At 69.8% G+C, this 14,527-nt stretch carries 7 protein-coding genes and 1 pseudogene; 5 read left to right on the forward strand and 3 right to left on the reverse strand.

The window, feature by feature from the left end; translation table 11 throughout:
• Positions 1–31: 31 nt before the first annotated feature.
• Positions 32–1,582 (reverse strand): succinic semialdehyde dehydrogenase, encoded by a 1,551-nt coding sequence (locus tag NL1_RS13410; protein ID WP_245673224.1) that lies wholly within the window; start codon positions 1,580–1,582, stop codon positions 32–34.
• A gap of 80 nt (positions 1,583–1,662) precedes the next feature.
• Between NL1_RS13410 and NL1_RS13415 the strand changes: the two genes are divergently transcribed.
• The 5 genes from NL1_RS13415 to NL1_RS13435 all read left to right on the forward strand — a co-directional run bounded on the left by NL1_RS13415 (position 1,663) and on the right by NL1_RS13435 (position 7,652).
• Positions 1,663–2,325, forward strand: coding sequence for a TetR/AcrR family transcriptional regulator (locus NL1_RS13415; protein ID WP_373862555.1), 663 nt, complete (start codon positions 1,663–1,665; stop codon positions 2,323–2,325).
• Between the two features lie 95 nt (positions 2,326–2,420).
• Positions 2,421–3,647, forward strand: coding sequence for a cytochrome P450 (locus tag NL1_RS13420; RefSeq protein ID WP_067838784.1), 1,227 nt, complete (start codon positions 2,421–2,423; stop codon positions 3,645–3,647).
• Positions 3,644–4,378, forward strand: a complete 735-nt coding sequence (locus tag NL1_RS13425; protein ID WP_067838787.1) for a TetR/AcrR family transcriptional regulator — start codon at positions 3,644–3,646, stop codon at positions 4,376–4,378. The genes NL1_RS13420 and NL1_RS13425 overlap by 4 nt, the downstream gene beginning before the upstream one ends.
• Positions 4,379–4,502: 124 nt before the next feature.
• Positions 4,503–6,293, forward strand: a complete 1,791-nt coding sequence (locus tag NL1_RS13430; RefSeq protein WP_067838790.1) for a S8 family peptidase — start codon at positions 4,503–4,505, stop codon at positions 6,291–6,293.
• A gap of 21 nt (positions 6,294–6,314) precedes the next feature.
• Positions 6,315–7,652: a lipase family protein gene (locus tag NL1_RS13435; protein WP_067838793.1), complete on the forward strand. Its 1,338-nt coding sequence runs from the start codon at positions 6,315–6,317 to the stop codon at positions 7,650–7,652.
• Between the two features lie 11 nt (positions 7,653–7,663).
• On the opposite strand, the gene NL1_RS13440 is transcribed toward NL1_RS13435, so the two are convergent.
• Together NL1_RS13440 and NL1_RS40180 are read right to left on the reverse strand one after the other, a co-directional pair.
• The gene (locus NL1_RS13440; RefSeq protein ID WP_067838795.1) at positions 7,664–9,280 is read right to left on the reverse strand and encodes a hypothetical protein; all 1,617 of its coding nucleotides are present in this window, start codon (positions 9,278–9,280) and stop codon (positions 7,664–7,666) included.
• A 4,042-nt stretch (positions 9,281–13,322) separates the two neighbouring features.
• Positions 13,323–13,523: pseudogene (locus tag NL1_RS40180) on the reverse strand (LysM peptidoglycan-binding domain-containing protein); the annotation flags it as partial.
• Positions 13,524–14,527: the final 1,004 nt, after the last annotated feature.

Below are 14,527 nucleotides of genomic sequence, written 5' to 3' on the forward strand. Positions count from 1 at the left end.
AGCGACGCTGCGGCGCAACCCGATTCGCCCGTCAGCGAATGCGGAAGCGGCGCAGCAGCGACAGCGTCGTGAGGGTGCGCTCGAGGTACTCGTCGTACGGCTGCCCCGGCTTGGGGCCGAGCACCTGTCGTTTCAAGGTGGCCACATTGGTCGATTCGGTGAACTTCAGCAGTCCCGCGTCACCGTTGCGGACCCCCATCCCCGAGGCCTTGAATCCGCCCGAGGGCGTGCTCTTTCCGGCGTAGGCGAGCGCGGAGCAGTCGTTGACGTTCACGTGTCCGGCGGCGATGCGCGCACCGACCGCGCGCGCCGCCGACAGGTCGCGCCCCCACACGCTCGCGCTGAGCCCGTAGCGCGTGTCGTTCGCGAGCTCGACCGCCTCGTCGACCGTCGAGAAGGGGTACAACGCGACGACGGGGCCGAACGTCTCCGCACCGAAGACGTCCATCTCCGCGGTGACGCCCTCGAGCACCGTGGGCGCGTAGAAAGTCGGCCCCAGATCCGGCAGCATCCGGCCGCCGGTGAGCACGCGCGCCCCGGCGGCCCTGGCCTGCTCGACCTGCGCCGCCACGCGCGCGCACTGATCCGCCGAGACCACCGCGCCCATATCGATGTCGAAGTCGTAGCCCGGCCCGACCCGCAGCGCCGCGACGCGCGCGACGAACTCGTCACGGAACGCGGAGTACACCGATTCTTGGACGTAGATCCGCTCGATGTGCAAACACAGCTGACCGGTGTTGGCGAAAACCCCGGTGATCGCGCTGTGCACGGCCGCGGGCAGATCGGCGTCGGCGAGCACGATCATCGGATTCTTGCCGCCCAGTTCCATGCACGATTCGGTGAGGCGCTCGCCCGCCTGTTTCGCCACCAGCCGCCCGGTCGCCTCCGAGCCGGTGAACATGACGAAATCGGCCTCGTCCACCACCGCGGGCCCCACCACCGGCCCGTCACCGCACACGATCTGGACCAGCCCCTCGGGCAGCCCGGCCTCGCGCAGCAGCTTCAGGCCGAACGCCGGGCTGAGCGGTGTGCGATTGTCGGGTTTGAGCACGATCCCGTTCCCGGCCATCAGCGCGGGGATCGCGTCGCAGTAGCCGATGGCGAACGGGAAGTTCCACGGCGCGATGACGCCGACGATGCCGCGCGGCTTACGAATCTCGGTCGACGTACTGACCAGCGGGATGGCGCCGGGACGCCGCGCGGGTCGCAGCAGGCGCGGCGCGTGCTTCAGGTAATGACCGATGACCATCGGGATATCGCACAGCTCCTCGAAGGCCATCCGGCGCGCCTTGCCCGTCTCGATCTGGATCAAGTCGGTGAGGGTCCGGTGATTCTCCAGGACCAAGCGGTGGAAGCGTTCGAAGACCGCGAGCCGACGACGGACCGGTAGGCGCGCCCATTCGGCCTGCGCGGCGCGGGCGCGAGCGAACGCCTCCGCGACGTGGGCGGGCGAGGACTGCGGCAGCTGTGCCACGACGGTTCCGGTGAAGACCTCCGCCACCGCGACGGTGTCGGCCGGATCGCCCGTCACCAGGCCGGTCAGCGCTGCGAAGTCGTGGGCGGGGAGAGTCGGCGTGCTCACCCACCGCACTCTATCAAGTGATTGCATCAGTTGATAGAGATCGCGTCTACGCTGGGCGAACGGTGATTACAATGCAGCAGGTGACCAGCGCAGCGGACCGTGCCGAGCTTCGGATCAGCGAAGAAGAACTAGCCATGCCGACCGATCAGCGCTTGGTGCTGGCCGCCGAGCGACTGTTCGCCGAACGCGGCATCGATGCGGTCTCGCTGCGCGCGGTGATGTCCGCCGCCGGAGCCAACGTCGCCGCGGTGCACTACCACTTCGGCTCCAAGGAAGCCCTCGTCGAGGCGTTGATCCGGCAGCGAAGCGATGCGGTCGCGGCGCGGCGCGCGGCGCTGCTCGACGACGTGGAGAACGCGGGCGCCGTCACCGCCCGCGGTGTGGCCATGGCGTTCGTGCTGCCCGTCTGGGAGATGGCGACCGGCGAGGGCGGCTCCTGGGTCAAGTTCATCGCGAGCATCCTCGGCAGCGGCCACCCCGCGCTGTCGACCGTCGCCGAAGGATTCGCCGACCAGGCCGTCCGCTTCATGACCCTGCTCGGCAGCGCCTTCCCCGACCTGCCCCGCCCCACCCTCCGGTTCCGCCTCGCCCAGGCCATGACATTGACCTTCCAGGTCCTCGGAGACGTGCACCAGACCCAGGATCTGCTCGCGATCTCGGGCATCCAGCTCAGCCCCGAGCAGGTGATGACCGAACTCGTGGACGTCGTCACGGCGATCCTCGCCGGACCGCCCGCGGACTGAGCCAGACCCTCAGTGAACCCGATTTACTAAATGGTGTTCACAAAACGGGTGTGGTGTGGTTCACTCCTGTGGAACGTGTTCCAAAGGAGGTACCCGTGTCCGCGCCATCCGTCTCGCACGATTTCGACTTCACCGATCCCGACCTGCTCGCCAGCCGTCTGCCCGTCGAGGAATGGGCCGAGCTCCGCCGGACCGCGCCGGTCTGGTGGGTCGACCAGCCCCACGGCGTGAGCGGCTTCGACGACGGCGGGTACTGGGTGGTCAGCAAGCTCGACCACATCAAGGAGATCTCCAAGAACTCCGAGGTCTTCTCCACCCATGCCAACACCGCGGTGATCCGCTTCAACGGCGACATCGCCCGCGAGGAGATCGACATCCAGCGCGCCATGCTGATCAATACCGATCCGCCCATCCACGACAAACTGCGCAGGATCATCTCCCGCGGCTTCACGCCCCGCGCCGTGCAGAGCCTGCGCGACGCGCTGCACGAGCGCGCCGAGCGAATCGTGCACGAGGCCAAGAAGACCGGCGGCGGCGACTTCGTCCAGCAGGTGGCGTGCGAGCTGCCGCTACAAGCCATCGCCGAACTGCTCGGCGTGCCGCAGTCCGACCGGGGCAAGCTGTTCGACTGGTCCAATCAGATGATGGGCTACGACGATCCCGATTTCGACGGCAACCACAAGCTGGCCACCGCGGAGATCATGGGCTACTCGTGGAATCTCGCCGAGGAGCGCCGCAAGTGCCCGGCCGACGACATCGTCAGCCAGCTCGTCTCCGCCGACATCGACGGCGAGGCGCTCGGATCGGACGAATTCGCCTGGTTCGTCATCCTTTTGGCGGTCGCGGGCAACGAGACCACCCGCAACGCCACCACCCACGGCATGAAGGCGTTCGTCGACTTCCCCGAGCAGTGGGAGCTGTACAAGGCCGAGCGCCCGCGCACCGCGCCCGACGAGATCGTCCGGTGGGCGACGCCGGTGGTCGCCTTCCAGCGCACGGCGTTGCAGGACACCGAGATCGGCGGCCAGGCCGTGCGGCAGGGTCAGCGCGTCGGACTGTTCTACGCCTCGGCCAACTTCGACGAGGAGCGCTTCACCAAGCCGTTCGAATTCGACGTCACCCGAAACCCCAACCCGCACGTGGGTTTCGGCGGCACCGGCACGCACTTCTGCGTCGGCGCGAACCTGGCGCGGCTGCAACTCGACCTGATCTTCAACGCCATCGCCGACGTGATGCCCGATCTGCGGCAGGTTTCCGAACCGGTGCGGCTACGCTCGGGCTGGTTGAACGGCATCAAGAGCTGGCAGGTCGCATACGAATGACACAACCCGCACGACGGGGCCGGATGCCCGCGGTGAACGACGCGGACATCCGGCGAGTGGCCAGGGCCGTGCTGGCCGAACACGGCCCCGAGGCGCTGACCCTGCGCGCCATCGCGCGCGATCTCGGCATCACCGCGCCCGCGCTCTATCGCTACTACGCCTCCCGCGAGGATCTGGTCGCGGCGCTGCGCCGCGATATCTGCGTGGACCTGGCGGACGAACTCGCCGGGCAGGTCGCCGAACTCCCCGACGACGGCGTCGTGCAGTTGTTCGCCATCTGCAAGGGCTTTCGGCGCTGGGCCCTCACCCATCCGCACGAATTCACCCTGGTCTTCGCCTCGCCGACCGGTGAAAGCCCCGGCGGGATACGGCAATTCGACGAACCCTTCGGCCGCGTCTTCCTCGGCGCGGCGGGCCGGTTGCTCACCACCTACGACCTGGTGACCCCGTCGACCGACACGATCCCCGCCGCGTTGCGCGAGGATCTGATCGGGTTCCAGACCGACCTGCTCGCCATGCTCGCCGAATCGGGCCAGAAGTTCCCCGCCGAGAAACTCGACCTGGGGGTGGCGTATCTGATGATGACGCTGTGGGCACGGTTGTACGGGCACGTCACCCTCGAGGTGTTCGGCAACTATCCGATGCCGGTCAGCGATCCGGACGTGCTCTTCGACGCCACCCTCGCCGACCTCGCGGCCGGCATCGGGCTGGCCGGGCCCCAGCTCCTCTAGGCCCGGTACGCGGCCGTGTCGCTCGATCGCCCGGGAAGAGAGGTAGCGCACTACTCAGGACCCGAGCGGCCGCCGGGTGGATAACTGAGGGGTACGTTTTCCCTGCGATTGCGGCGGTGCCGTCATGAGCGACGACGCGCTCTGGACCGATCGCGTGCTCTGCGCGCTCGGCGAGCTCTCCTCGCTGTACGTGAAGATCGATGAGCAGGCGGTGCTGACGATGGTCGCCGCCCGGTTCGCGTCGCGGTTCGACGCGCGGGCGCGGCTGTACGAGGAGGACAAACCTGCCTGGCACCACCGGGTCGCCGAGTCGCTGGACCGGCTCACCACCCGCGGATGGGTCGACGCACTGCACCTGACCGCCGCGGGCCGGGACGCGTTTCCGGCCGCCTGCACCCGATCCAGGGATGTTCCCGAACGCGACCTCGTCGCGGCCGAGCCGAGCTCCGAACTACTCCTCGCCGGGGTGCTGACGCCGCCGTTGCGGGAACGGTTCATCGCGCGGGACGACCACCGGACACGCTCGCCGGAGCCGATCCCCATCATGCTCGAGCTCAACCTGCATTTCGTCGGCGGGCCGCGGGCGGCGATGGCTCGCGTCGACCAGCTGTGGCGGTACCTGGACACCGACGGAGCCCCGCGTCCGCTCGCCGACGAGTACGCGGTCGGCGAGCTCACCACCACCCAGATCGAGGGCTTGGTGACGGCCGACGCCGTCGGCATCGAGTGGCACGACCGCGCGATCTACCGGGTCTGGCCCGACTTCGACGTCCGCGCACAGATCGACACCTCGGCACGGACGATCAAGGCCACCGCCGCGCAGCGGTCGTTCAACAGCTTCGGCGACGGAATCGTCTGGGCCGTCATCGATTCCGGCATCCAGGGCGACCATCCGCACTTTCAGGGCTATCACACGCTCGACGACCCGGAGGTGCGGGGTCTGCACCGTGACTTCACCGATCCCGGGGGCGATCCGCTGAAAGACGAGAGCGGGCACGGCACCCATGTCGCCGGGATCATCGCGGGCGGACTCGAGCTCTGGGACGGCAAACCCGAGCACATCCTCGTCACGGAGCGCAGGCACAACGTCGCGGAACCTGGCATGCCGGTAGTGAAGCCGAGGCCGTTCGGCAGCCCGGCATCCCTCGCGGGCATCGCACCGCGCGCGAAGCTGTTGAGCCTCAAGGTACTCAGCGGCGGCGGGAACCTCATCGCCCGCACCACGCGGGTGATCGAGGCGCTCGCCTACGTGCGGGAGCTCAACGCCGTCGGCGGGAAACTGTCGCGCATCCACGGCGTCAACCTCAGCCTCGGCTACGAGTTCGACCCCGAATGGTTCGGATGCGGTCACAGCCCGCTCTGTATCGAGGTGGACAAGCTCGTGCGCTCCGGCGTCGTCGTGGTGGTCGCCTCGGGAAACTCCGGCTACATCACGCTCGATCCGCGGATGTCGGACGTCAAGAAATTCAGCGCGGCAATGACCATCAACGACCCCGGCAACGCCGAGCGCGCCATCACGGTGGGCTCCACACACAAGGACGCGCCGCATTCCTTCGGCATCTCGTACTTCTCGTCGCGAGGACCGACCGCGGACGGGCGGTGCAAACCCGATCTCGTCGCCCCCGGCGAGCGGATCGCCTCGGCCGCCGCGGGCGAAATGCTGTTGCCGGTCAAGCGCACGCTCGAGCACGGCGTCGACGGCATGGCGATCTATGTCGAGCACACCGGCACCAGCATGGCCGCCCCGCACGTCTCCGGTGCGGTCGCGGCGTTCCTCTCGGTACAGCGCGAGTTCATCGGCGATCCCGAGGCCATCAAGCGCATCTTCGTCGACTCGGCGACCTCGCTGGGCCGCGATCGCGCGTTCCAGGGCGGCGGGCTCGTGGACCTCATGCGCGCCCTGCAATCAGTGTGAAATTCCCGGAAGGACCACGACATGACCGAGACCATCGCGGGCCGCCCGTTCTGGCGGCTCGTTTTCGACAAGGACGGCGACGCCGACCAGCAGCTGGTCGCCGCGCTGACCGAGGAGCGCGCCGCGCTCGGCGTCACCGACCTGGTGATGTTCTCGCACGGCTGGAACAACGGTCAGGACACCGCGATTCGGCTCTACCAGCGCTGGTTCGACCTGCTCGCCGCCCACCTGGGCGCCGAACGCAAGGTGGGATTCGTCGGCATCCTCTGGCCCTCGCAGCTGTGGCGCGACGAGCCGATTCCCGACCTCGAGCCGACGCCGCGACCGGCCGAAGGCGGTGGCGCGGCCGCGACCGGTACGACACCGACCGTGCACGCCGGTTCGCCCACCCTCGAGCCCGAGGTCCTCGCCGACCTGAAGAGCTTGTTCCCCGACGGCGCAACGGAACTCGACACGATCGCCGAGCTGCTCGCGTCGCCGCCGACGCGGGAGACGGCCGAGCTGCTCTTCGCGCAGTTGCGCGCGTTGCACGCGGCCACGTCGGAGGGATTCGCCGACGGCGAGGTCACCGCGTCCGAGCCGGGCATGCTCGACACCGATCGCGATCCGGTGGACCTGTTCACCGAGTTCGCCGCCAAGCTCGCCGACACCGGCGTCGAATTCGAGTCCGAGGGCGGGGCGGCAGGCGGGATCGGCGACTTCGTATCCCGCGGCCTCAACGGCGCCAAGGAGGCGCTGCGGCAGCTGAGCTACTGGACGATGAAGAACCGTGCGGGCGTGGTCGGCCGCACCGGCCTCGGCCCGGTCATCGCGAAACTCGCGGCGGGCGACGGCGGGGTGCGGGTGCACCTCGTCGGCCACAGCTTCGGCGGCCGCGTCGTCGCCTACGCGCTCGACGGACTCGGCGACACCGACGGGTCACCGGTCAGGTCGATCACCCTGTTGCAGGGCGCGTTCTCCCGGTTCGCCTTCACCGGCGCCTTGCCGTTCCGCGACGGCAGCGGCGCGCTCGCAGGCCGCCTCGACAGGGTGAACGGGCCGCTGTCGGTGTGCTTTTCGAGTCACGACTCGGCGCTCGGGGTCATGTACCCGCTGGCCTCGCTCGCCGCGCGCGACGACGCGGCCGAAGCCGAGGACAAGCTCTTCCGCTACCGAGCCATGGGTTCCCACGGCGCCTTCGACGCCGACCGGCAGCCTCTCGGCGGCGTCGGCACCGCCTACCCGTTCCAGCCGCACCGCATCCTGAACCTCGATGCCTCGGAGGTCGTCACCGCGGGCGGACCGCCTTCCGGAGCGCACAGCGACATCTTCAAGACCGAACTCGCCTGGGTCGTCGCCACCGCGGGCGGGCTGACGTAGCGGAGCGCGGCTTACGGCCAGGCCTCCGACGGGCGCACGATGTCGAAGGCCAGGCCGCTCGAGCTCTCGCCGCGGCCCGGGTTCTTCTCGCGCCGGACCCACGTGTGCCACGAGCCGTCGAACCAGCGGGCGAGCACCGGCCTCCGGGTGATGAGCGCACCCTCGCGCGGGACCTCCTCCTCGTGCACCCAGGTGTCCGAGTTCAGCAGCCGCCCCGCCGGTTTCGACGTCACGTCCGGCTGCGACAGCTCGACGAGCGCGAACCGGATCGACGCGGGCGAGAGCGCGTGCGGCACGAGCGGCAGCCAGTAGTCCGGCACGATGGTCTGCACCGCGTAGGAGCCCGCCGGATTCGGTGGCGGCGGAGTGGGTTTGCTCCGCTCCCAGAGCTCGGCGCGGTCGATCTCCTCGCCGCGAGGGCCGGTGCAGGATCGCTCGATCGCCCACGCCAGGTTGGCCAGCTCGTCGCGGGCCAGCGACACCACCTCGGCGGGGTCGCCGACGGCCCCGCGTTCGGACGGCATCACCAGCAGTCCGTCGTCGGTTCCGGTGACGGTGAACAGATTCCACTGCTCGTCCGCGGAACCGGCGCGCTCGATCACATGCCTGCCGCCGAAGGTGTCCGTGACGACGAACTCGCCGATCGTGGTGAACGACCCGGCGGGCACCTCGACCGGCACCATGAACCAGTCGTTGCCGTAGACGGTGCCGAACCCGATCAACAGCAGCCGGCCGGTGTCGAGGGTGTCGACGGCGGCCGAGCCGAAGTCGATCTGCGCGTCCTCCATCTCCCAGAAGCGGTCCGCCGGAATACCGCCGAACCGGACGGTCGCGGCGAGCGCCTCGTGCCGGAAGAAGTACGGCGTTGTGGTAGCGGCAGGTTCGGCCTCCGGGTCGCGGTCGACGGTGAACCAGTCCAGTCCGTCGCCCAGGTATTCGTCGGCGTGGAAGACGTTGTCGCCGATCGAGAAGTCCGCCCGGTGCTCGAACCGGTGCGGGTCGAACGTGTCGGGCGCCTCGACGGGCAGCATGCCGAGCCACCACTCCAGCCACGTGGCGCCGACCCCGGACAGCCCGGCGACCCGCAGGCCGCCGCCCGCCAGGTCCTGCGCGAGCCGGGCGGCGTCCGGGACCTTCCGCTCGAGCAAGGTCACCACATCGAGCGGCTCACCCTGCGCCTGCGGAAATCCGTACTCGGCGAGCACGTCGGGTAGCCGCGCCGAGAGCCCCGCCTCGTCCAGCAGGCGCACGAAATGCACACCGCCCTCGACCCGTAACCGCTCGTCCGGCGCTGCGGCGTCCTCCGATTCGATCAACGCGTCGAGCGGGCCCGACGCCGGGGTGTAGGGCACCCACTGCCCGTCGACGTCCAGCTCGTCGGCCGGACCTCCGGGCCGCCACGCGCTGATCGGGACGCTCCGCCCGGCGAGTTCGACGAGCACGGGCGAGGCCGCGTCCTGCGCCGCGAATTCGCCGAGCTGCCACTGCCGGGTCAACGCCCACGCGGGATCGTGAATCCGGGCCGAGAGCCCGGTCTGCACCTCGTTGGTCCGCGGGAGCGGTTCCACCCGGAAGGTGTCGTCGGCGCGGAAGAGGAAATTACCGAGGATGTCGTGGGTTCGTCGCATGGTCTCACTCCGCCAACTCGAGCCAGAAGTCGTGCAATATCGAATGCGGTCTGCCGAACACCGGAGGCCGGACGACAGGCAGGATGTCGTCGAGGAGCGGAAGATCTCCCAGGTCGACGGCGCGCAGTTTGGCCGATTCCAAGGTGTCGCGTACCACGAGGGCGAGCACGTCGGCCGTCCAGCCGCGCTTCGGGTCCGGCGGCACCGCGAGCAGGATCGCCTGCGGCGCTTTGGCATCCGGCCGATCGAAATGGAACGACACCCCGGTCATCTCGGACTCCGCCGGGACGGGTTCGGGGCCGACCTTCGTGGGGGACAGGCTGTACGAGCCCGGCAGCACCTCGACCCACTCGTCGAACACGATCCCGGCGACCGGCCCGTTCGACGGAACAGGGAAGGGCCGATGGGTCACGAGATGTTCGCGCGCGGCGGGTCGCTCGGTGGGCGTGAAAGGCGCACCGATCCACGGCCCGCCGCCGGGAAGCTGCGAGACGGCCAGCGGGCACGGTCGTCCGGATCGGGCCCCCGCCAGCATGAGCGTCTCGTGCCAGGTGCGGGTGGCCGGACGGATGGTGGCGAAGCGGCGGACCCACTCCGCGATCGACGAGCCAAGGAGGGCGGGCTGGGCGGACGGGATCGCGGCGCCGGCGAGCAGCGGAGCGATCGGCAGGCCGGTCCCGAGGAAATCGCTCAGCGCCAAGGTCACTGCGCCGATCCAGCCCGCGTCGTCGGTCTGCGAGACGGCCGTGGCCAGCCGTCCGGGATCGGAGTCGATGCCGAGTTCCGCCCGGTTCTGGGCGGGGGTGACGGTGTCGACGAACGCGCGCAGCCGCCCGCGCACTTCCGCCATGTCCGGTGTGAGCCTGGTCGGCCCCTCCCCCACCAGGTGCGCGGGCGTCAGCGCCTGCGCGCTGGCGAGCAGCCGTTGCACCCGCCGGGCGATCTCACGGAGTTCGAGCCAGTCGCCGCCGTATTCGATGGCGCCCGAATCGAATCCGGCGAGCTCGGCGACCCGCCGATCCAGTCGCCGGTGGGCGTCGCTCGCCGCGTCCAGCGCGAACCCCAGCGCGCCGACCTCGAGCTCCTCGGCGGAGAAGGAGAAGGTCATGGCGCTGCCGACGCGGTGCGCGGACAGTCGCCATCCGCTCGCGGGCCCGAGCACCGCGGCGACCCAGGCTTCGACGCGCGGATCGAGTTTCGCGAACGCGTCGCGCGCCCAACCCGCGGGCAGCGCCGGATCGGCGGGCAGCAGCGTCGCGGCCCGGTGGGTGACCGGGCTGCCGCGGTGCGGGGTGCGCAGCACATCGAATCGGTCCGGCACGTCGGTTCCCTGGCCGAGAGTGTCCGCGGCGATCCCGGCGCGCATCGGGTTGCCGCCGACGAGCTGGTGCACGCTTTCGGCGAGCAGCAGATCACCGACGGCGTCGAGCGCGTCGACGAGATCATCGAGCATCGGACGCGCCCGATCGTCCGGAATCACCAGCGTCCCCCCGGCATGCGCGCGGGCGAGCGCCATTCCGTCGACCACGTTGACCGGTGCGATCGCCTCCGCGCTACGCCGCCACAGCTCGGCCTGCGCCGCTTGTGCGTCGGCGGGCTCCGGCACGACCGGCGTGGGAAAGTTCTTGCGGTAGAACTCCTTCAGCTGGTCCAGGCGCGCGTCGTGCAGCGCGCGCTCGAAGCGATAGCCGAGCAGGGCGCCCAGATTCTGTCCGCGCCGCACACCGCCCAACAGCCAGCGCGCCGTGCGCGCCCGGCGCGACGTCAGGTCCACCGCCAGGGAGCCGCTGCGGTCGTGCGCGAGGAATCCCGAGCGCAGCACCGCGGCGGTCGCGGCATGGTGCTGCGACGGGGCGTGAATGTAGCCGTCGCTCACCCGGCCCGGGTTACGGTGCAGGTTCTCCACCCATCCATAGCCGCCGAGCCGGATGCCGGTCGCGCCGGCAGCGCGCGTGTCGGCGAGCCGTTTGGTCGCGAGTGAGGTCGCCCACGCGTCCCACCGATGCGAATAGATGTCGAGGACCTCCATCAGCAGCGGCAGGAACCGATCGGCGGGAACCTGCTCCAGCGCAGCCAATCCGGCGAGCACGGCCGCCGCCCCCGCCCGTTTGCCGCGGGCGTGGTCGCGCTTGGCGTCGAGGTCGTCCCTCGGCGTATCGGGGAACGACACCTTCTGGATGATGAGATCGTCGATCAGCCCGGGGATGTCGAGCGCGTCGCGCAAGGGCTCGCTCGCCTCGTCGAAAAGATGCGTCCGGAGATTGTCCTTGAATGTCAGCGCCGGGATGAAGTCTTCCTCGCCGGGAAAGCCGAACAGGTCCGGCTTGCGCTGTTCGTCCTCGCCGTGCAGCACGGGGATCGGCCACGACTCGTCGTAGGCCGCGAGGCGCCGCTCGTATTCGGCCTCGGTGAGGCCTTCTTCGAGGATCGCGAGCGCGTCGGCCAGGTGTTTTCTGCTGCGCGCGAAGAACTCCGGATATCCCGCGGCGTTCGGGGTGAGTCGTTCTGCGACCTTCGCGAAGTCCGCGGGCGTCCGGTCCGACGTCCACGCGAGGTGACTGATCAACGGTGTCGTGGTCGCCCAGCGCAGGCCGGACCGGAAATCGATGCCGCCGACCGAGAGCACCGGTCCCGGCGCGCGGCGACCGATCTCGAGCCCGTCCAATGTCTCGGTCATCTTGTCGAACTTGTCGAGCCCGCCCGCGGGCGAGAGCACCCGGCGGATGACGAGGTTGTTCGAGACCGGCAGCCGCGTCATCGCCTCGGCGGCGAGCCGGTCGGCGGGCTGCCCGTCGGTCACCCGCGGTATCCACCCCGAGATGAGCGCGGCGCGCCAATGATGGCGCAGCCGAAGCAACCACGGCGCCAGCAGGGCGTCCGGCGCGTCCGAGCGCTGTGATCGCCATTCGTCCACGGTCGACACCGGGAGAATGCCGTAGGGCTGGCGGCCGACGCGGATCGTCGGCAGCGGACCTCGGCTGCGCACGTAGTCGACCAGGTGGTCGCGAAACCCTATCCACGCCCGGCCGCTCAACTGCTCGAACTCGGTGTCGGCGACGCCGAGGAAATTGCTGGCGGCGTCGACGAAGCCGAACGCCAGCGCATCCCAGCTGAGCAGCGACAGCCCCGACACCGCGCCGTCGGAATCGAGCCCGCCGCCGTCGCATTCGCTCAGGAATTCACCCTCGGCGATGCCGAGCGCCTCCGCAACGCGGGCCGCATCGGTGCCGTCGACGAGCGACGGCGCGGCAGCGCCGGGCGCACGCGAGGACGGGCGCGCCGACCAGGCGGTCCGGCTCTCGGGCGTGTTGTTGGTGGGTGTGCCTGCCGCCAGGAAACCGAGCCCGCCGCCGAAAGCGTGCCCCAGCAAGGTGTTTCGCAGTCGCGCCGCCGACTCCGCCGCCGACCGTTCGCTGACGCCGACAACGAACAACTCGTCGAGGTGTTCGATGCCCTCCGGCAGTGTCAGGGTGATACCCATGCCCGCCGCGACGGCGGCCGGGAAATCGACGGCCCACGCGGCGTGTTCGTGGTCCGCCGCGGCTTCGTCGGCGGCGAGCAGGCCGAGCGGCAGCGGATCCGGAATGTCCGCGCCGGTGCTGTCGACCACGAGGGCGCCGTCGACGAATCCGAGGAACCGCCACCGGGACGGCATGGTCGTCACCTGCGGGGCCCGGCGCTGCCGTGCGTCGCGCAGGCGCGGCTCCGGCACGCCGGACCGGGTCAGGCGCGTCGCCCAGGCGGCCCGCTGCGGGCTCAGTTTCGTGAGCAGCTCCTGCCACGAGGTCTCGCCGGGCTCGGCCCAGTAGGTGCGCGCGAGGTCACGTTCCTCGGCGGTGAGTTCGGGTGCGAACGCGTCGACGTGGATGTCGTCGGGATAGACGCGCACCCGGATGGTCCGCTCGGCGATGCCGTTGGCGGCCGCGATCAGATCCGCCGCGGCGGCGTCACCGTAGACGGCCTGAGCGATGCTCGCGAGCGTGTCGCCCTCGACCACCGGGTGCGTGCGCGTCACCGGCCGCGGATGCGGGTCTCGAGCCGGGATCACCAGCACGTCGCCGACCCGGATCCGATGCGGGTTCACGAGGCCGTTCGCCTGCGCGATCAGCGGGAACAGGGACGCGTCACCGTAGAACCGCAAGGCCAACGCGGACAAGGTATCCCCGTCGACCACCGTGTGATGCCGCACGGGGCGCTCGCGCTCCGGGATCACCAGCACCTGGCCGACTCGAATGTCGTCGGGCAGGAATTTCGTTTCGATCCGGACCGGCAGCAAGGCAATCGGCTCGACGGCGGTCGGCACCAAGTCGGGGATGACCAGCACCGTCCCGGTGGGGATCCGAGTCGGATCTTCGATGTCGTTGGCCTGCGCGATCAGCGGCCACAACTCACCGTTCCCGTAGAACCGCTGCGCGAGACCGAACAATGTCTCGTCTCTGCGGAGGGTATGCGTACGCGTCGGCGCACCCGGCCGCTCGGGGATGACCAGGACATCCCCCACCTGGAGAGTGGTGGGGTCGATGACTCCGTTCGCTTGCGCGATCAGCGGCCACAACTCGGGGTCGCCGTAGAACAGCCGTGCGAGATCGAACAACCTGTCGTTCGCGCGGACGGTGTGGGTACGCGTCGGCTCGTGCCCGGCCTCCGGAATGACCAGCACCGTCCCGGTGGGGATCGTTGTCGGATCATCGATGCTGTTGGCCCGCGCGATCAGCGGCCACAACTCAGCGTTCCCGTAGAACCGCTGCGCGAGACCGAACAACGTCTCGCCCCTGCGGAGGGTGTGCCTGCGCTGCGGGAAGAGCGGAGTTCCCGCGTCGAGCGAGGCGGCGAGCTCCGCCGACGTCGCCTCGAGCTGGGTTCGGAGTTCCTCGACCTGCGCGCGCCGTGCGGCCTGCGCGGTTTCGGCCTGCCGCAGGATGTCCTGCGCGGAGTTGCCGTGTGGGACGTTCGCCGGATTGGTTGCCGCCCATTGCCGGGTGCGGTGCAGGGACGCTTCCTTGTCGTCCGCGTCGGCCAGCAGGGTGTCGTAGTGCAGCCGAATACGATCCGCGCCGCGCCGCAACGCGAACACCCGCGCCGGATCCGCGGTGGGCGGATGTGGCGGCGGCACGAGGTCGGGGATCGTCAGCATCTGGCCCGCCAGGATGAAGTGCGGGTTGGGCAGGCCGTTGGCTCGCGCGATCACCGGGAACAGGGTCGCGTCGCCGTAGAATCGCAAGGCCAACGCGGACAGTGTGTCTCCCT

The organism is Nocardia lijiangensis NBRC 108240, assembly GCF_001613045.1.
GTDB classification, from domain to species: domain Bacteria; phylum Actinomycetota; class Actinomycetes; order Mycobacteriales; family Mycobacteriaceae; genus Nocardia; species Nocardia lijiangensis.